General features: G+C 35.1%; 17 protein-coding genes. 14 read left to right on the top strand and 3 right to left on the bottom strand.

From position 1 onward, the window contains the following. Positions 1-118: 118 nt before the first annotated feature. From MKY26_RS08280 to MKY26_RS08250, 7 genes are all read left to right on the top strand, one after another. Entirely contained in the window at positions 119-1,612 is a 1,494-nt protein-coding gene (locus MKY26_RS08280; protein ID WP_095372902.1) for a lmo1851 family serine protease, read from the top strand. Positions 1,613-2,040: 428 nt separating this feature from the next. Continuing rightward, positions 2,041-3,276, top strand: coding sequence for a multidrug effflux MFS transporter (locus MKY26_RS08275; RefSeq protein ID WP_307313283.1), 1,236 nt, complete (start codon positions 2,041-2,043; stop codon positions 3,274-3,276). Positions 3,277-3,281: 5 nt separating this feature from the next. Further along, the gene (locus MKY26_RS08270) at positions 3,282-4,487 is read left to right on the top strand and encodes an MDR family MFS transporter (protein ID WP_341095315.1); all 1,206 of its coding nucleotides are present in this window, start codon (positions 3,282-3,284) and stop codon (positions 4,485-4,487) included. Positions 4,488-4,668: 181 nt separating this feature from the next. Then, positions 4,669-5,568: an LCP family protein gene (locus MKY26_RS08265; RefSeq protein ID WP_322909517.1), complete on the top strand. Its 900-nt coding sequence runs from the start codon at positions 4,669-4,671 to the stop codon at positions 5,566-5,568. Positions 5,569-5,624: 56 nt separating this feature from the next. Continuing rightward, entirely contained in the window at positions 5,625-5,987 is a 363-nt protein-coding gene (locus MKY26_RS08260) for a hypothetical protein (protein WP_307313291.1), read from the top strand. A 22-nt stretch (positions 5,988-6,009) separates the two neighbouring features. Next, complete coding sequence (locus tag MKY26_RS08255) at positions 6,010-6,930, top strand: CobW family GTP-binding protein (RefSeq protein WP_341095292.1); 921 nt, start codon at positions 6,010-6,012, stop codon at positions 6,928-6,930. 220 nt (positions 6,931-7,150) lie between these two features. Next, complete coding sequence (locus MKY26_RS08250; protein WP_322909516.1) at positions 7,151-7,969, top strand: hypothetical protein; 819 nt, start codon at positions 7,151-7,153, stop codon at positions 7,967-7,969. Between the two features lie 91 nt (positions 7,970-8,060). Here the strand turns inward: MKY26_RS08250 and MKY26_RS08245 are convergent, their stop codons facing one another. Further along, entirely contained in the window at positions 8,061-8,303 is a 243-nt protein-coding gene (locus MKY26_RS08245; RefSeq protein ID WP_341095275.1) for a DNA alkylation repair protein, read from the bottom strand. 100 nt (positions 8,304-8,403) lie between these two features. On the opposite strand from MKY26_RS08245, the gene MKY26_RS08240 reads away from it, so the two are divergent. The 7 genes from MKY26_RS08240 to MKY26_RS08210 all read left to right on the top strand — a co-directional run bounded on the left by MKY26_RS08240 (position 8,404) and on the right by MKY26_RS08210 (position 15,014). After that, on the top strand, positions 8,404-8,667 hold the full coding sequence (locus tag MKY26_RS08240; protein ID WP_341095269.1) for a hypothetical protein: 264 nt from the start codon (positions 8,404-8,406) through the stop codon (positions 8,665-8,667). Positions 8,668-8,742: 75 nt separating this feature from the next. Beyond that, entirely contained in the window at positions 8,743-9,717 is a 975-nt protein-coding gene (locus MKY26_RS08235; protein WP_341095265.1) for a YncE family protein, read from the top strand. Continuing rightward, entirely contained in the window at positions 9,714-10,394 is a 681-nt protein-coding gene (locus tag MKY26_RS08230) for a response regulator transcription factor (protein WP_095372912.1), read from the top strand. Before MKY26_RS08235 ends, MKY26_RS08230 begins: the two co-directional genes overlap by 4 nt. Next, entirely contained in the window at positions 10,391-11,794 is a 1,404-nt protein-coding gene (locus MKY26_RS08225; protein ID WP_095372913.1) for a sensor histidine kinase, read from the top strand. The genes MKY26_RS08230 and MKY26_RS08225 overlap by 4 nt, the downstream gene beginning before the upstream one ends. A 479-nt stretch (positions 11,795-12,273) precedes the next feature. Continuing rightward, positions 12,274-13,149 carry a CAP domain-containing protein gene (locus MKY26_RS08220; protein WP_322909511.1) on the top strand — a complete coding sequence of 292 codons (876 nt, stop codon included), beginning with the start codon at positions 12,274-12,276 and terminating at the stop codon, positions 13,147-13,149. Positions 13,150-13,494: 345 nt separating this feature from the next. Further along, positions 13,495-14,139: a GntR family transcriptional regulator gene (locus tag MKY26_RS08215; protein ID WP_095372915.1), complete on the top strand. Its 645-nt coding sequence runs from the start codon at positions 13,495-13,497 to the stop codon at positions 14,137-14,139. A gap of 104 nt (positions 14,140-14,243) precedes the next feature. Next, a complete protein-coding gene (locus tag MKY26_RS08210) occupies positions 14,244-15,014 on the top strand; it encodes an SDR family NAD(P)-dependent oxidoreductase (protein ID WP_224937579.1) in 771 nt (256 codons plus the stop codon). A gap of 249 nt (positions 15,015-15,263) precedes the next feature. On the opposite strand, the gene MKY26_RS08205 is transcribed toward MKY26_RS08210, so the two are convergent. Both MKY26_RS08205 and MKY26_RS08200 read right to left on the bottom strand, forming a co-directional pair. Beyond that, positions 15,264-16,718 (bottom strand): flavin monoamine oxidase family protein, encoded by a 1,455-nt coding sequence (locus MKY26_RS08205; protein WP_340975300.1) that lies wholly within the window; start codon positions 16,716-16,718, stop codon positions 15,264-15,266. 16 nt (positions 16,719-16,734) lie between these two features. Then, on the bottom strand, positions 16,735-17,199 hold the full coding sequence (locus MKY26_RS08200) for an Hsp20/alpha crystallin family protein (RefSeq protein WP_307313313.1): 465 nt from the start codon (positions 17,197-17,199) through the stop codon (positions 16,735-16,737). Positions 17,200-17,349 lie beyond the last annotated feature (150 nt).

Here is a 17,349-nt window from a genome sequence, read left to right as displayed (position 1 = left end):
AAAATCTTCCTCTTTTCCAAAGAAATAAGATATAATTTTCATTACAGTAGTACAGTTATTGATACCGATAACGCCAATAAAGAATCTTAAACTTGAGTAAGCATCACAGCTTACAGTGATGAAAGTGGTGAAAGGGTTGTCTAATGAAGTAAATAATGATGAAGAAAAACAGGAAGTAAAGGATAAGCCTAAGCTAATAAAAATGAAGTTATTCCCGTTTATTATGCTTGTATTCATCCTCGTTTTTGTTACAGCTGGAATCACCACATTAGCATTGTCTTTCGGTGATGAGAAGGCCGTAAATGTAGGAACGAATGAAAGAAGTGAATTTTCAAAGTTATATAAAGCCTATGATTCCTTGAACGAAAATTATTTCCAAGAAATTGATTCGGGTGAATTAATTAATGGAGCTATCAATGGGATGCTAGATTCTCTAGATGATCCATATTCTGATTATATGAATGAAGATGAAGCTGCTAATTTCCATCAAAGCATCTCCTCTTCTTTTGAAGGAATTGGCGCTGAAATTACAGAACAAGACGGACAAATTGTCATTGTTTCACCATTAAAAGGTTCACCTGCAGAAGATGCTGGTCTACAACCAAATGACCAAATTGTCTCTGTTGATGGCAAGAGCTTGCAAGGAATGAGTTCTTCAGAAGCTGTCCTATTAATAAGAGGCGAAAAAGGTTCCAAAGTAGAACTGGAAATTGCTCGTGGTGGTAACAGTGAACCGATGAATGTAACAATTACGAGAGATACAATTCCTCTTGAAACGGTATATGGCGAAATGTTAGAAGATGATATCGCCAAAGTTCAGATCACTTCTTTTTCTGAAAATACAGCGCAAGAACTCGTTGATGTATTAAATGATTTAGAGGAAAAAGGGATGAAGGGTCTAGTTTTAGATTTAAGACAAAACCCTGGCGGATTATTAGATCAAGCAATTGAAATTTCGAGCTTGTTTGTACCTGAAGGCGAAATTTTATTCCAAATTGAAGATCGTAATGGGAATAGGGAGGCCGTGCAAGCTCCTAATGGCAAGCAAATGGAGACGCCTCTAGTAGTAGTTATTGATGAAGGTAGTGCTAGTGCTTCTGAGATATTAGCAGCTGCCGTTCATGAATCAGCTGATGTAAGTCTAGTCGGTAAAAAGTCATTTGGTAAAGGAACTGTACAACGTGCTCAAGATTTTACTGACGGCTCAAATATGAAATTTACAACAGAAAAATGGTTAACGCCAGATGCAAATTGGATTCATGAAAAAGGTATTGAGCCTGATTATGAAGTTTCCTTGCCTGAATATGCTTCCTTGCCTTATATTAATCCTGAGAAACCATTAAAAAAATCGGAATCATCAAGTCAAATTAAGGCAGCACAGCAGATGTTAGAGGCACTGGAATATGAGCTTGATAAAAATGATGGATTCTTTGATGAAGAGACAGAAGCTGCAGTGAAAGCATTCCAAAAGGATAATGAATTGGATGAAACTGGAGTCATTGAAGGTGAAACAACCGTGAAACTAATGGAAGCTTTACGTGAAAAGCTTCTAGAGAACGATACTCAAATCAAAAAAGCAATAGAAGTTTTAAAAGAAGAAATGAAAAAATAACTCATTCTAGCTTCTATACAACATGTGAAAATCGTTTAAGCGACCATAACCCTTTACTTTATAAGGGTTATGGTCGTTTCTTTTTTTAATCAAAATCAACAATTGATATGCTTCTTTTTTTTGTGAGATGTTAGTTTTGACAGTTAATTTTAAGACTGAGAAAGAATATGATGAGTTTACGCTTCATTGAAAGACAAATTATGTGAAACGCCTCGCAAAAGAGGGTTTACATGTCATTCAGATAACCCGAGATTAGTACTAAATAGAAAATAGCAAACGGAGGCTTTAGTTGTTGAGCTTTAGAGTAAATTTAAATTATTTATTTCGATTGACGAATTTATTTGAAAAAGACTGATGTTTTTTTAAAGGTTTTATGGTAAATTAGCAATATTCTAAAATTGTATTGAAGATGGAAAGAAGGATGTGTGATGTACGAAACGAGTGAATTAAGTAACGATAAGGAGGAAAGTAGAAGTAAGCGCCTCATGCTGGCCGTTATTCTGGGATTGTTATCTGCTTTTGGGCCACTATCCTTAGATATGTATCTTCCGGCATTACCTAATCTAGCAGATGATCTGCAAACAAGTGCATCCTATGCACAATTAAGCTTAACAGCATGTATGGTTGGTTTAGCTTTAGGACAAATTTTTGCCGGGCCAATTAGTGATATGGTTGGCCGTAAGAGGCCGTTAATAGTTGGACTTATTTTATATTGTCTCATTTCAGTTGCCTGCATGGCCTCTCCAAACATTGAATTATTCATCATATTAAGGTTTATTCAGGGATTAGCCGGGGCTGTAGGAATTGTTATATCAAGAGCCGTAGTTCGAGATTTATACAGTGGCACACAATTAACTAAATTTTTTGCCACACTTAGTTTAATAAACGGGGCAGCCCCTATTTTAGCACCCGTTTTTGGTGGCCAACTATTAGCGATTACCTCTTGGAGAGGTGTATTTTTTGTTTTAACATTAATCGGGTTTCTTAGCTTATTACTGGTTATCTTTTCATTACAAGAAAGCTTGCCTGCTGAGAAAAGGTTAAATGGAGGCGTTTTTGTTTCCTTTAGCCGTTTCGGAAAAATCGTAAAAGACCGTAAATTTATGGGATACGCTTTATCTCAAGGTTTTGTTGGTGCTGCAATGTTTGCTTATATTTCTGGATCTCCCTTTGTATTGCAAAACATTTATGGTCTTTCTCCGCAAATGTTTAGTGTTTGTTTTGCAATGAATGGAATTGGCATTATTTTAGGCAGTCAATTAACGGGAAAACTTTCAGAGCGAATACATGAGGGAACTTTATTACTCGGTGGATTGATGATTGCTTTAGTTGGAGGGGTTACATTACTTCTAAGTGAAATTTTTCATCTAGGTATTTGGGGTGTTCTTATTCCGTTATTTTTAGTTGTTTCTGCTGTTGGGGTTGTTAATACATCAACTTTTTCGTTGGCAATGGCTTCACAAGGCGAAAATGCTGGTAGTGCTTCAGCCTTAATTGGCTTAATGACGTTCTTGCTTGGTGGTATGGCTGCTCCGTTAGTTGGAATAGCTGGTGAATCTTCTTCATGGCCAATGGCATTTATTATTGCTAGTGCAGAAATCTTAGCTCTATTATCTTATTTGTTTCTAGTTAAAGGGCGTATTGTAAAAGAATCGAAAGGATAACCAACATGATTAAACGATTACAAGATTATTATAATCAGTTTCATCGCACGATATGGATTTTACTAGTTGGTACAATCTTATCTCGCGGGGCGGCATTTATGACGTTGCCTTTTTTATCTATATATTTAGTGAATCAGGACTATCCTTCGTTTTTAATTGGCCTCATTATCGGGATGGGTCCATTAATGTCGACAATAGGTGGTTTTATAGGGGGGCATTTATCTGACCAATTTGGAAGAAAGCCGATTATGCTTGTTGCATTAATTGGTACAGCAGCCGCTTATTTTGGCTTTGCTTTGTCCGCCTCAGCTCTTGCTTTTTTGCTACTCAATGCTTTACTTGGTTTGTGTAATTCCTTTTTTGAACCAACTGCACAAGCATTGATGGCCGATTTAACAAAAAAGGAACAAAGAATGAAAGTATTTTCCTTAAGATATGTCGCAATTAATATTGGGGCAGCTGTTGGCCCATTAATCGGGGCTGTATTAGCATTAACAAATGCGACTCTCACTTTTTATATTACTGGGGGTATTTATTTAGCATATATGCTCATTTTATTGTTTACGATTCAGCCTGTTCCTCGTTTGGAGAATAAAGAAAATGTTACTTTGCCTGTTGCCTTTCACATTGTTAGGAGGGATAGGTCGCTATTGTATTATATTCTAGGTGGTATTTTACTTGCGATAGGTTATTCGCAAATGGATTCAAACTTACCACAACACTTTGATAATCGATTGGAGAATGGAGTCGTCATTTATTCATTTCTTTTATCCATTAATGCCATCCTTGTAGTTATATTACAATTACCTTTTGCAAAACTGATGGAAAAGGTTCGCCCTTTAAAATCTATGATTATTGGTTCGGCTCTTGTAGCTATTGGGTTATTCTTTTTTGCTATATCCACTCATTGGATAATGGCAGTTATCGGTGTAATCTTATTCACCTTTGGAGAAATATTATCGTTTCCAGCAAGTAGTATATTAATTGATCAATTAGCTTCAGAGGAATTACGTGGCACGTATTTTGGTGCTGCTCAGTTCAGGAATACAGGAAGTTTTATAGGCCCAATGATTGGTGGATACTTGATTGGTATCAGCGGGGGAACGATTGCCTTCTTTGTGATAGCCGTCATTTGTTTATGTAGCATCATTTTCTTTTCAGCAGGAATTAAAAAAGAAGTGATTGTGACAGTTGAAAAGAAATTAAGTTGATAAGCACCGAACAAACTAACAACACGCGTTATATGGGTTGTTAGTTTGTTCTTTTTTTATGAGAAACCGCTCTTACTCTAGGAAGGAAAAAATGTAAAAAACTATTTCCTCTTTTTTAAAGTATAAAGTTGTTCATCTATCCCTACAATGAATGAATAAGGAAAAATAAGGAGGATGAACCGTGAGAAAATATGTCATCATTTTGTTAGCTTTACTATTAGCAGCATGTTCATCTGGCATATCTGAGAAAGATAACCGTCAAAAGGAGAAGGGAACAACATGGAACAATTCAGAACCAAAAACATTTTTACTTGTTGGTGTTGATTCTAGAGGAGAAACAGATTCAAGATCTGATACAATTATGTTAGCTCGGTATGAACCAAAAGAAGAAAGAGTTAAACTAGTCTCTATTATGCGTGATAGCTATGTAGAAATTCCGAATTATGAAAAAGGATACCATAAATTGAATCATGCCTATTTTTTAGGAGGAACGGAATTACTTTCACAAACAATCGAAGAAAATTTTCAAATAAATATTGATCATTCAGTTGTCATTGACTTTAAAGGATTTGCAAATATCCTAAATACTGTTGCTCCAAATGGACTGGAAGTTGATGTTCCTGCAGCAATGATTGAAGATATGAATATGAACATTGAGCCAGGTAAAAACTTTTTGAATGGTGAGCAACTATTAGATTACGTTCGATTTCGTCATGATGATGAATACGATTATGGAAGAGTAAAGCGACAACAGGAAGTGCTTGCTTTATTAAAGGAAGAACTAAAAAACCATATGACATCTATTGAAGGAATCGCCAAATCACCTGAAATGATGAAAATGATTATGGCAAATGTTGATACAGATTTACATATTGATCAGATGTTTGCGATGGCGACCTCTGTATTATTGAATCCAATAACAGATATAGAGACAATGCGGATTCCGGTAGACGATTCATTTGTTGACAAAAATTCTCCACATGCTGGCGCTGTGTTAGATATGGATTATGAAGAAAATATCTCCGCTCTCAGGCAGTTTTTCAAAGAGAAGAATGTCACGGAGGTCAATGGGCGACCGTAATATTTGTGCCATTCTCTTCTATCCTTTACAATGGTTCAATGAAAGAGGTGGTTTCCATGAGGCAGATTGTTCAAATGAATGATAATATGAAGAAGGAGGTCGTTCAGGTCGAACAAACTTGTGAAATGTTAATCGCTGAAATGCTAAGACATTACAAACAACATGAACACTTGGTGATTGAATTCATTCGCTGTAAAAAAGGAAAAGAAGCACAACATGATCAATGTTTAGAAAGCGACTACCAATCTTTTATTGAAGTAGGATTAGAAGAAGAGGATGAATATTTCCCACATGGTTATATTCCCGTATGGAAATGTAAGCAAGAAGAGTTCCAAAAAATAGGTTATATCACCGACGATACGTATGAAATAATAAAAAACAAACTCAGTAATATGATTGAAGAGACAATTGCAGAATAGACTTTAAGGGGAAAAAATAAACATGAGTACAGAGATCTATATATTAGCTGGATTTTTAGGGAGTGGAAAGACAACACTGTTAAAGCAGTTGCTACAGGATGAAAAAGAGAACGGTAGAAAAGTGGCTGTTTTAATGAATGAATTAGGAAAAGTATCAATTGATTCAGATGCAATAGATGAGGACATTCCATTAAGAGAATTATTGGATGGCTGCATTTGTTGTACCATTCAAGACAAATTAGAAGGACAGTTACAAGGTTTATTAACGCTTGAAAAACCAGATGTCATCTATATCGAAGCGACAGGAGCAGCACATCCAGTGGAAGTCTTAGATGCTGTGCTTTCACCACTTTTTGCTAACTCAATTGTCCCTAAAGGTATTATTTCAATCCTTGATAGTGCAAGATGGCTACACAGAAAACAATTGACACCGCAAGTGCTACAGCTTTTAGTTGAACAAATTAGACATGCAGATTGCCTACTTGTTAATAAAATTGACTTGTTATCTGAAGATGAACAAGCAAATGTCATCCAAGAAGTTCAAAGTATTAATTCGACAGCTTTTACATTGTTAACAAAAAATGCAAAAGTACCAATTAAACGAATAAGAGAATTGTCCTTACTGCCGAAAGAAAAACAATCTAGCAGCAGGATTGGCACAGATTTACATTTGAGCACCTTTGTTTATCAATTTAAAGGAGCTGTAGATCGATCTGCTTTTGAGGATTTTTTGAGGGAATTACCTGACACGCTCTATCGAATGAAGGGATATATTAAGTTCTCATCTTTAGCCTATCCACAGCTTTTCCAATTTTCATACGGGATGCCTGTATATTTTCAAGAAGATATGAATATTCCTTTAAACATGGTATTCATCGGAGAAAATATTGATTGGGATAAAATCGAAAGCGGACTACAATCTCTAGAAAAACCAAAAGAATAAATTGATTAAAAATAAACTGAGTAGGATTTTGTTCTTACTCAGTTTTTTTGTGGAATACAGTCCAAGCCTTTAGCTGTTAACAAGTCGAGAGGTGTAATTCTAGAAGCTACTCTGTTATTGTTTTTCATATGGACAAATCCATCCAAAAGTTACTATACATATAAATGCTCATCTTTAGGCAAACTTTACGATGAAACCTAATAAAGAAGAGTGATAAAAGATGAAAAAGTTGAGCATTGTCTCCCTGTTTTTAATGCTTTATTTAGTGTCCCCTATAAAGATGTATAGTATGGTGGATGATGAAATTGGATTACCTATCCAGATGTTGCCTTGGAAAGAAGCGAAAGAACATTTACCGAAGTTTAAGAAGTTTACTGTGCTAGATGTCGATACTGGTAAGCGATTTGATGTCCAACGAAGAGCTGGTAGTGAGCATGCAGATGTTCAACCATTAACGAAAGAAGATACAAAGACAATGAAGGAAATTTATAATGGAAAATGGAGTTGGAAGCGAAGAGCAATTATCGTCATTAGTGATGGAGAATGGATTGCTGCTTCCATGCACGGGATGCCACACGGGGCAGGTGCTTTATCGAATAATTTTCCAGGTCATTTTTGTATTCATTTTTTTGGTAGTACGACACATCGTACCAATTCAATGGATTTATCTCATAAATTGATGATTCTCAAAGCTGCAGGTAAACTTGATGAGTATATGGCAATATCTGATCCGGAAAAAGTATCAGCTGCCTTTATAGCAGGCTTGAAACAACAAGATGCTTATCTCCTGTCTCTTGTCGCATTAAACAAGATAGATGACAAAGCGATTCGTTCGATTGAAAATGTAAAGTTAACTTCAATTGGTCACTTAGAGAAAGGAAATACTGCATTAGTAGTTAATCTTCCCATTCAAGTGGATTGGTATATAAAGAATAAAGGCAAGAAGAGCTATCGGGGTTCCATTCGTTTAGTAAGATTCTCTCCACTTGATCCATGGCAGGTCGATGCTAAGAATTTTTTGTTGAAAAATCGCATTTGACTTTAAATGAGATAGGGAAATAACAAGATAAAAAAAGCGTTCTTAATCGTATCGATTTTGAACGCTTTCTTCATTACTACACCCTTATTTTTTATTGGTTTTCTCCAAACTTAATAAAAGTTTTTTCATCTTCTATTAGGCCACATGTACCGCATTGAATTCTTACTGTTGGACCATTATATTTTAAATGGAAAGCAGTTAAATTTTCTGCTGCGTATTCTTCCAGTACAGAGCCTGATTGTGGATCAAGCTTAACTGAACGCGGATGTTGTTCAATAATATTAAAGCGTGAACGATTAGTTTTACATGATGGACAGCAATATGGTGTAGTCATAGACTAGCCCCTTCCTATTAATGAATTACTTTTATTTTTAACGTTCAATTGAAATTTATGTATGAATCAAGTAGATTCAATATGAGAGGAGTGAATTAAAATGAATAGTAAGGATCTTTTACAAAGCTACCGTTCATTATGGAAAAATAGAGCACTGGCAACAGATGAAGAAAATCCGGATATTGTGTTAATGATAGCAATAGAAAAAGAATTAAGAGATGAAAATGCTCACCCACGAGTAAGAAAAGATAAACAAAAAAAGTTAATTGCTGCGATTAAAAGAATTATTGACTCCTCACTTTCTTCTGATATGAAAGTCGCACTCATTGATATACATTTTGAAATTTTCGATACAATCGATTGAAGGTTTTCACACTTTTAACACAACCATCCGGTATCCTTGAGTTATAAAAACATTAAAACTGGGGAGAAACTTTATATGCGTTATTACAAGGCGTTCATATTTTTCTTACTGATTTCTTCTTTCTTAACTGGTTGTAGACAAGAAGAATTCACTAATATACCAGCTGAGCGGGATATTGCGATAACAGTAAATATTAAGGAGATGAGCCTATCATTTATAGACATACAGGCGCAAAAAAACATTGGTTCATGGAAGGTCAATAAAGCATACACAGGAGGAAGTGTACTATCAGATGGCGACACTCTGTTACTGTATGGTGAAAAGTTAAACACCATTGATCTTTATTCATTATCTAAAGGGGAACTGATTCATCAGTGGACAATTGGTGAGGGTGTTGTAGATGTTGAGGAACTAAGACCTGATACAATAGTTGCTTTAGATGAAAGAAAAAATAGCGTCCGTTTTTTTAATAGTAATGGAGAAGAAAAGAGTCATATTGATATCTTTGATCGACCACTCGAGATGAAACATGATGAAGCTCGGGATGAACTCATCATTATAGGGTTTGATGAAAATCTTCTTACAAGTATTGATTTGGAAACAATGGAAATAAAAGAAAACTATGAAATACATACACATGCAACAGGTTTGTTCCCATTAGATAACGAAATATGGGTTGGTGGACATGGTGAAGGATTAGATATTGAAAAATATGTACATGTTTATGATAGAGAGACCGGAAAAGCATTAAGAAAAATTAGTGTTCCTTCGATGCCAGTCGATTTTACCAAAGCTGATGAGGCGATATTTGTTGTGAGCCATGGAACCAATTTGCTGTATAAGTTAAATGAGGCTGGTGAAGTAATAGGTGAAATGAGCGTAACAGCCAACCCTTTCACAATTGAAACCTTTAGCGATATAGTATTAGTCGCAGGGTATGATAGCTCTGAGTTACAATTTATCGATTCAGAAACAATAAAACTGAAAGGATCAGTAGAAGTAGGCGAAGGTCCGTTTCAAATTTTGCTTAGGGAGAACGAGGATTCATGAGAAAAGTAAATATATTAATTATTGATGATGAACCAGATATGAGAACATTGATTGAGATGTATTTGGAGAATTCGGGATTTAAATGCTATACAGCTGAGAGTGGTGAAGAGGGCTACATGAAATTGAAGGAAGCTGAAATTGATTTAGTCATTTTAGATATTATGATGCCAAATGAAGATGGATATGAAGTTTGTCAAAAAATACGTACTAATTCAGATATTCCAATCATTTTTCTTTCAGCAAAAGGAGAAGAATGGGATAAAGTGAAGGGGCTACAATTAGGCGGTGACGATTATATTGTTAAACCACTTAGTCCAGGAGAGCTTGTTGCTAGAATACATGCAGTCCTTCGGAGATCTGGAAAAGTGAAACAAGAATCAGAGCAAATAAAAATAGGAAAGTTATCTATAGATAAAAAAGCGCGGAGAGTCCTTGTCGAAGAAGAAAAAATATCTTTAACATTAAAAGAGTTTGAAATGCTTTCTTATTTAATTCAACATGTTAACCAGGCTCTTTCAAGGGAGCAGCTCCTTGAACATGTGTGGGGAATTGAATATGATGGTAGCCTACGAACGGTTGATACCCATATTAAAACATTAAGGATGAAATTAGGTATAGCAGATTACATTCAAACCGTATGGGGGGTAGGTTATAAACTAGAGGTACCAGACAAATGAAGTACCTTACCGACACATTAGCCAAAAAGTTATGGTTAACGGTGACGATAGCGATACTTATCACAATTGTTTATTCCTACATATTATCTTATCTGTTTTATGAGAAATTATATGTCGAAAATGTAGAAGATACATTATTAGAAGAAGGATTAGCCTTAGCGTCTGATTACAAAGGTGGAGAAATAAGTACAGACTTAAAGGAAAAAGTAGCTTGGTACAATGATAAATCAGAAACCGATATCATCATGGTAGATAATCCTAGGGAATTGAGCGCATGCTTTCCATTTGAAATGAAATATGATTCGCTCATTAACGGAGAAGAACGAGAGCAATTATTAAAAGGAAATCCAATTTACAAAACGGGTTTTGAAGAAAGGTTTGATACTCGTATTATGGGTGTCATTATCCCGTTATTAGATGATAATCGTCTCGCTGGTATTATATATGTTTATTTACCGTTAGAGAAAATTTCTGATATTACACAGGATTTCGCTTATCTTTGGATGCTTGCCGCGTTCATCTTTCTTCTATTCGCCATTATGACAGGTACTTTCCTCATTAAAAGAATGACTAGCCCGTTAATGGAAATGAAGTTAGCAGCTGAACAAGTGTCTAGAGGGAATTACAATGTGCAACTATCGACAAATCAACAAGATGAAATTGGTGAACTGGCTAGTGCTTTTAATTCAATGGCCACATCTATTCAAAAAGAAGATGATAGAAAGAGAGAATTTCTTGCTAATGTGTCTCATGAATTAAGAACACCGATTAGTTATGTCAAAGGATATAGTGATGCACTAAAGTCAGGTCTTGTAACAAATGAAGAAGATCACGAAAAATACCTTGCACTCATTTATCGGGAAGCAACTCGGATGGAGAGACTTGTCGGTGATTTATTAGATTTGTCAAAACTTGAAACTGATGACTATCGTTTGGTGAAGGCGCCAATACCCCTAGCCCAGCTTTTGGAAGATGTCGTGCAAAAGTATAGTCCGCGAATTAAAAGAAAAGGCTTATCTATAGAAGTAGATCTTGATCCTGATATCATTATTATTGCAGATGAAGGAAGAATCGAACAAATTATGCAAAATATTTTTGATAACGCGATTAGATATACTGATGAGGGCACATTACTACTTGATCTTTTCCAAACAGAAGATGGCTGTTGTATTCAATTGGAAGACTCTGGGATTGGGATACCTGAAGAAGACTTAGATAAAATCCGGCAAAGATTTTACCGAGTGAATAAAGCAAGGACAAGAGCTGATGGAGGTACAGGGCTTGGGTTAGCTATTGTGGAGAAACTCGTACATTTACATGAAGGGCGCTTGCTTATTCAAAGTGAATACAATATTGGGACAACGATACAAATTATACTTCCGATGGTAAATGATCATTAATTTTTAAAGGCTACTCTTTCTATAAGAAGAAGAGTGGCCTTTTATATAGAAGGATAGGGATGTATTTCCCTTCCTCTTCAATAGGCAAATGAAAATAGGTTTATATGCTACAAACCGCCTTATATCAAGGTTTTTAGGCTTTGATATCATTTCATTATAGTTGCATAATAATTATCACGAATGTTACCTTCATGTAATAAACGTAAAAGAGAAAAAGGCTTTTTTAAGTTGTCAAGTATAGTATTCTAGTATATAAATGGAAACACGATAGTGTCATTACCAATTAATGATAAAAAAACCTATTCTCTAAAAATCAAACAAACCTACTAATCATAACGTTTTTTCTTTCTATTTTTAGATAGAACCATACAAGAATAATTCATTGCTATTTCCTCCCAAAAATATTACAAAAAAACCTATGATATGATTATGTCACAGCAAGAAACAACAAAAAACATCCATTAGGGAGGAAATAGATTATGAGTAAGAAAGTTATTTTTTCAGTAGCGGCAGCAGCTGCATTACTAGTATCAGCACCAGGTTTAAACAAGGCAGAAGCGGCAGAGCCAGCTCAAGTAAAAGTAGATACAAAGGCTTTTGTCTATCAAACTTCTAATATGTTAAACCAAGATTATATTAATAAAGTGATGCAAGATTGCATCGGTAAATATAATGTAAATTGGAATCAAGAGGATATTCAAAATATCTTAAGTCAAGCGAAAGAAAAAGCACAAGCAGCATTAGAACAAGGTAAAGCGCATGCAGCACAACCAGAGCAAGCGGAACAGCCAGCTGAAGAAGCAGCACAACCGGAAAAACAACCTGCTAAAGAAGCAGCACAACCGGAAAAACAACCAGCTGAAGAAGTAGCACAACCAGAAAAACAACCAGCTGAAGAAGCAGCACAACCAGAAAAACAACCAGAGCAAGAAGTAACTGAAGAAGAACAAGCACCATCAGAAGAAGCTTCATCTGAAGTTAGTGCATATGAACAACAAGTACTTGATTTAACAAATAAAGAGCGTGCAAATGCTGGTCTTCCTGCATTAAAACTTGATGTGGAGCTTAGTAAGGTAGCGCGTGAAAAATCTCGTGATATGCAAGCAAAAGGGTATTTCGATCATAACAGCCCAACATATGGTTCTCCATTTGATATGATGAAACAATTTGGTATTTCTTATACTTCAGCAGGTGAAAACATTGCCCAAGGTCAACAAACACCAGAAGAAGTAGTACAAGCTTGGATGAATAGCCAAGGTCACCGTGAAAACATTCTTAACTCTAGCTATACTCACCTTGGAGTAGGTTATGTTGAGAACGGTAATTACTGGACTCAAATGTTCATCGGTAAATAATCATCGGATAAATATGCTTAAATTATCCTTCAAGATGAGCAACACCTGTATCATATGATGCAGACGTTGCTCATCTTTTTCTTATTCCTCTATAAAACAAATGCATATTCAGACTTTATGATTTGACTTATTGTAGCAAAGTAAGGTTTATTCATGAATGTTTACCAATATAGTTTGTGTTTGTGTACATGAATTTGATGGATATCAAATTTAAATTTTACAACCATCTGATTACAACTATATACCTGACGGCTTACTCATCCAATTCTGATTAAATTTCCAAATCGTTCTAATTAAATGATATAATGGATAAATAAAGAGTAATTAAACAACGGAGTGAATGGTTTGAAGGATTTTTTATTTAATAATGAGCATCGATTTGGTGAATCGCTTCCCGAACAAATTGCCAAATACATATTAACGAAAATCATGGAAGGTTCTTATATTCCTGGAGATAAAATTGTGGAAGAGAAAATAGCAGAAGAGCTAAAAACGAGTAGAGCACCTGTGAGAGAAGCATTATATTTACTTCAAGTAGACAATATTGTCGAGCGTATTCATCGAAAAGGGACAGTTGTAAAATCCTTTACGACAGAAGATATTAAAGAATATACACATGTCATGGTTGGACTCATTCAAATGGCACTAGATATGACTTCGCATCAATGGCATGATGAAACGAAAGATACGTTAAAATTAAAACTCAATGCAGTGGAAGAAGCTTTCCTTGCAGGTGATCTCATTGGTTATCAAATGAAGTCCACGGGTTTAACTACGTTCTTTTTTGAAGTGGCGAATAATAAAGCACTATCTAAATTTTATTATGAATCTGTTTATATATTAACAGTGTTTGCCCAAGTGAAATGGACAACGAATACGATGAATCGTTTTCATCCAAAAATGAAATTAATCACCAAGAATCTAATGGAAAATAAAATTACTGAAGCGAAGGATATAGTTCCAGCTCTTTTATTAGAAACGTTAGAATAAGGATGCCACTTTTTGGGCATCCTATTATAGCAAACAAAATTGTCGACAATATACAATTTTAGTAGTATGATTATTTTGTATGAGACAAAAGGGAGGAATATGAGATGAATTTCGCAAACAAAGTAGTTCTAATTACAGGTGCCGCAGGTGGTATTGGAATAGCAGCAGCTAAAGCTTTTGCTAAAGAAGGTGCCAAGCTCGCACTAGTAGATTTATCTAAAGAAGCATTAGAAAAGGCTGCTGCTTCTATTGATGCTGAGGAGATTTTATTGTTATCAGCTGATGTAACAAAAGAAGAAGATGTAAAGAAATATGTTGAAGATACACAACAAGCATTTGGTCGTATCGATACATTTATAAATAACGCTGGGATCAATGGCGATTTTGCCATCTTAGATGAGCAAACAAAGAAAAATTTTGATGCAGTATTTGGTGTAAATGTTTACGGTGCGTTTTTAGGATTAAAATATGTTTTACCTGTGATGAAAGCTCAAAAAGGTGGGGCAATCGTTAATACGGCTTCAAACGGCGGTTTATTAGGTGCACCAGGTATGGGACTTTATGTTGCATCTAAACATGCGGTAATCGGGTTAAATAAAACGGCTGCATTAGAAGCGGCAGATTATGGTGTTAGAGTCAATGCAGTAGCACCATCTGGTGTAGATACACAAATGATGAGATCCATTGAAGCAAACGCCATGCCTGAACAAACAGAGAATGCACGTACACAATTTGAAAGCTCTGTACCAATGAAAAGATATGCAACAGCTGAGGAAATTGCTGATCTAATGGTATTTTTATCATCAGAAAAAGCTTCATTTATTTCAGGTTCATATTATCGTATCGATGGTGGACAAGGTGCTACATCGGTTTAATTTGTAAATAAACTTACGCGAAAGCATATCATCACGAGTGGTGTTACAGTGATTGGCTATTTAGATGTCAAGGCATGCAGTGAAAAATGTGCAAACGTTGTCATTGCTGATATGAGCGTAAAGATGGGTAAAGCTTACTTACGGTTCAATCTGTAACAGTTGACGGTGGATATACTGTTACTTAAATAACATATACGGTGAAAAGGTCTTTGTATTATTTATGGCTTTTTCACCGTTTTTTTATTATGACTATTCCCTCATGTGAATTTCTGCCGCTGCACGAATACCTGACTCGATTGCTCCTTCAATCCAACCAGGGAATAAGGATGTATGCTCCCCAGCAAAATGAAGTTTGCCTGAGGGTTTACTTACCTCCTCACCGAAATGTTTTTGTTGACCTGGTGCATATAACGTGAAACAACCTGCAGAAAATGAATTTCTGCTCCAATTAAATGTAAAGGTTCTAAGGTATTCTTTATAGACAATATTGCCATATACTTCACTTAAGCATTTCAAGACTTCCCTCGTAATATCTGATTGTGACAAACTATTCCATAATAAAGCGTCACTGCCCCAACTATAGCTTGCAAGTAAAACCGCTGGTGCATCATTATTTACTCTACTTGGAATATAGCTAAAACGAATCGGTAAATCAGTTATGACATGACCAAAGTTGTACCTTTCCCAAAAAGGGCTACTAAACTCAATTCCAATTTTCATAGAAGAAATGTTTTGCAATTCTCTAATTGCCTGCCATTTTTTTTGACTAATGCTATTTTTGGGTAGTAAATCTATAAATTGAAGTGTAGTAAACGGTAAGGTAATAAGACAATAATCGCCTGTATACGTTTTAAATGTATGTTGATATGTATCATGTACGTATATATTTACTTTATTACTACTTTGTTTGATTCTTTCTATTTTTTGATTGAAAAATAGGTTCGATGCTAATTCCATTTGAAAGGAATAGGGAAGTTGATCATTCCCACCTCTTATTTCAAAATATTGGATATCAGGTTGAAAGAGTGGGGAGAGAACACTAGATAAAATCGACATAAATGATAATTCTTGAAACCCTTCAATACCTAAGAGAATACTAATTAATCTGATCGCATTTGAAGATAAAGGCGTTGCTAAAGGGTTAAACTTTAAAAAATCGACCATTGAATATTTGTCGTATTCTGAGATCATTTTTTTCTTTTCTTCTTCTGTACTATTATTATAGAGAGTGATAAATGGCTCTACGGCATCTTGTAATAGTGTAAAGGCTGTCTTTCCTTGCTCATTTTTATTTAAATGAAAATCAAGTAAGTTTGGATTTTCTTCGTATTGTTTTCTTGAAATCTTCCTATTATTAATATAAATAATATCGTTTGGATGACTATTAATAAAACGGGATAATGGCAATTGAAACTTTTCTATATATTGTAATACGAGTTTATGTGTATGAGGAATTCTCATCGCACCCATATCAAGATAATTTCCATTTGTAAAAGGGGACCTAAGCGTGTAGATTCTACCCCCTATACGGTTATTCCCTTCTAGAACAGTGACAGTATGACCCGCTTGTTTAAGGAGTGAGGCTGAAACTAATCCAGCCATGCCTGCACCTGCAATTAAGACTTTCTTCTTTCTTTTTTTTATATTTGGTAATCCATTTTTGATGATTGAAAGCATGTCGTTAGGGTATTCAGGTAGTAACATAATATTCCCCTCCTAACTAATGGTCATCGACATGTATTTCAGATAATTGCCGGTCAATCAACTTATAAAGTTGGATTTCTAAAATGGCATCTTGGTAGTCTGCTTTAGCGCCTTTTTTATTTACAAGAGTCGGTAATGTAATAAGTGTTTGGTCACTGTCTTTTGGAATATGTTCGAGAATGAGTTGATTGGTTGTATGATACATTTTTAATTGCTTTAACCATTCTCGTTTTTGGATTTCTATTCGCACAAAAACATATTTATGTGTCTCCAAGACACGAAATCTTAATTTACTTTGTGATGGACTATTTTCTGTTGTATGTTGAGTTTCTTCTTGTTTTTGCTCGTTTGAATATTGAAGGTCATTCGGAAAGACTTTTCCGAGCATCCCTTGTACATACTCATTGACTTCTTTTTGGTTTAATTTTTCGAATTTGGACTTCATTTCTTTATTAAATGGGAATTGATTCCAAGGGAACATACACTTTTCACCCTTCCAAAAAAAGAGATGATCTTTCCGATGATGATAATCGCCTATTCATTAATTTATGCAACATTTCTATTTTCGTTAAAAAAACATCAATTCAAAACACTTGCAACATTACTTTATAGTGATTAGTATTAAAATTAA

Source organism: Cytobacillus sp. FSL R7-0680 (assembly GCF_038009245.1).
GTDB lineage: Bacteria > Bacillota > Bacilli > Bacillales > Cytobacillaceae > Cytobacillus > Cytobacillus kochii.
Note: the sequence above shows the minus strand (reverse complement) of the source record. Positions and strands in the feature narration are given on the sequence as shown.

What these genes read in the sequence shown, in the direction of transcription:
- MKY26_RS08280 (WP_095372902.1), top strand. Translation starts at nt 119, where the DNA reads ATGAAAGTGGTGAAAGGGTTGTCTAATGAAGTAAATAATGATGAAGAA.
- MKY26_RS08275 (WP_307313283.1), top strand. Translation starts at nt 2,041, where the DNA reads ATGTACGAAACGAGTGAATTAAGTAACGATAAGGAGGAAAGTAGAAGT.
- MKY26_RS08270 (WP_341095315.1), top strand. Translation starts at nt 3,282, where the DNA reads ATGATTAAACGATTACAAGATTATTATAATCAGTTTCATCGCACGATA.
- MKY26_RS08260 (WP_307313291.1), top strand. Translation starts at nt 5,625, where the DNA reads ATGAGGCAGATTGTTCAAATGAATGATAATATGAAGAAGGAGGTCGTT.
- MKY26_RS08255 (WP_341095292.1), top strand. Translation starts at nt 6,010, where the DNA reads ATGAGTACAGAGATCTATATATTAGCTGGATTTTTAGGGAGTGGAAAG.
- MKY26_RS08250 (WP_322909516.1), top strand. Translation starts at nt 7,151, where the DNA reads ATGAAAAAGTTGAGCATTGTCTCCCTGTTTTTAATGCTTTATTTAGTG.
- MKY26_RS08245 (WP_341095275.1), bottom strand. Translation starts at nt 8,303, where the DNA reads ATGACTACACCATATTGCTGTCCATCATGTAAAACTAATCGTTCACGC.
- MKY26_RS08240 (WP_341095269.1), top strand. Translation starts at nt 8,404, where the DNA reads ATGAATAGTAAGGATCTTTTACAAAGCTACCGTTCATTATGGAAAAAT.
- MKY26_RS08235 (WP_341095265.1), top strand. Translation starts at nt 8,743, where the DNA reads ATGCGTTATTACAAGGCGTTCATATTTTTCTTACTGATTTCTTCTTTC.
- MKY26_RS08230 (WP_095372912.1), top strand. Translation starts at nt 9,714, where the DNA reads ATGAGAAAAGTAAATATATTAATTATTGATGATGAACCAGATATGAGA.
- MKY26_RS08225 (WP_095372913.1), top strand. Translation starts at nt 10,391, where the DNA reads ATGAAGTACCTTACCGACACATTAGCCAAAAAGTTATGGTTAACGGTG.
- MKY26_RS08220 (WP_322909511.1), top strand. Translation starts at nt 12,274, where the DNA reads ATGAGTAAGAAAGTTATTTTTTCAGTAGCGGCAGCAGCTGCATTACTA.
- MKY26_RS08210 (WP_224937579.1), top strand. Translation starts at nt 14,244, where the DNA reads ATGAATTTCGCAAACAAAGTAGTTCTAATTACAGGTGCCGCAGGTGGT.
- MKY26_RS08205 (WP_340975300.1), bottom strand. Translation starts at nt 16,718, where the DNA reads ATGTTACTACCTGAATACCCTAACGACATGCTTTCAATCATCAAAAAT.
- MKY26_RS08200 (WP_307313313.1), bottom strand. Translation starts at nt 17,199, where the DNA reads ATGTTCCCTTGGAATCAATTCCCATTTAATAAAGAAATGAAGTCCAAA.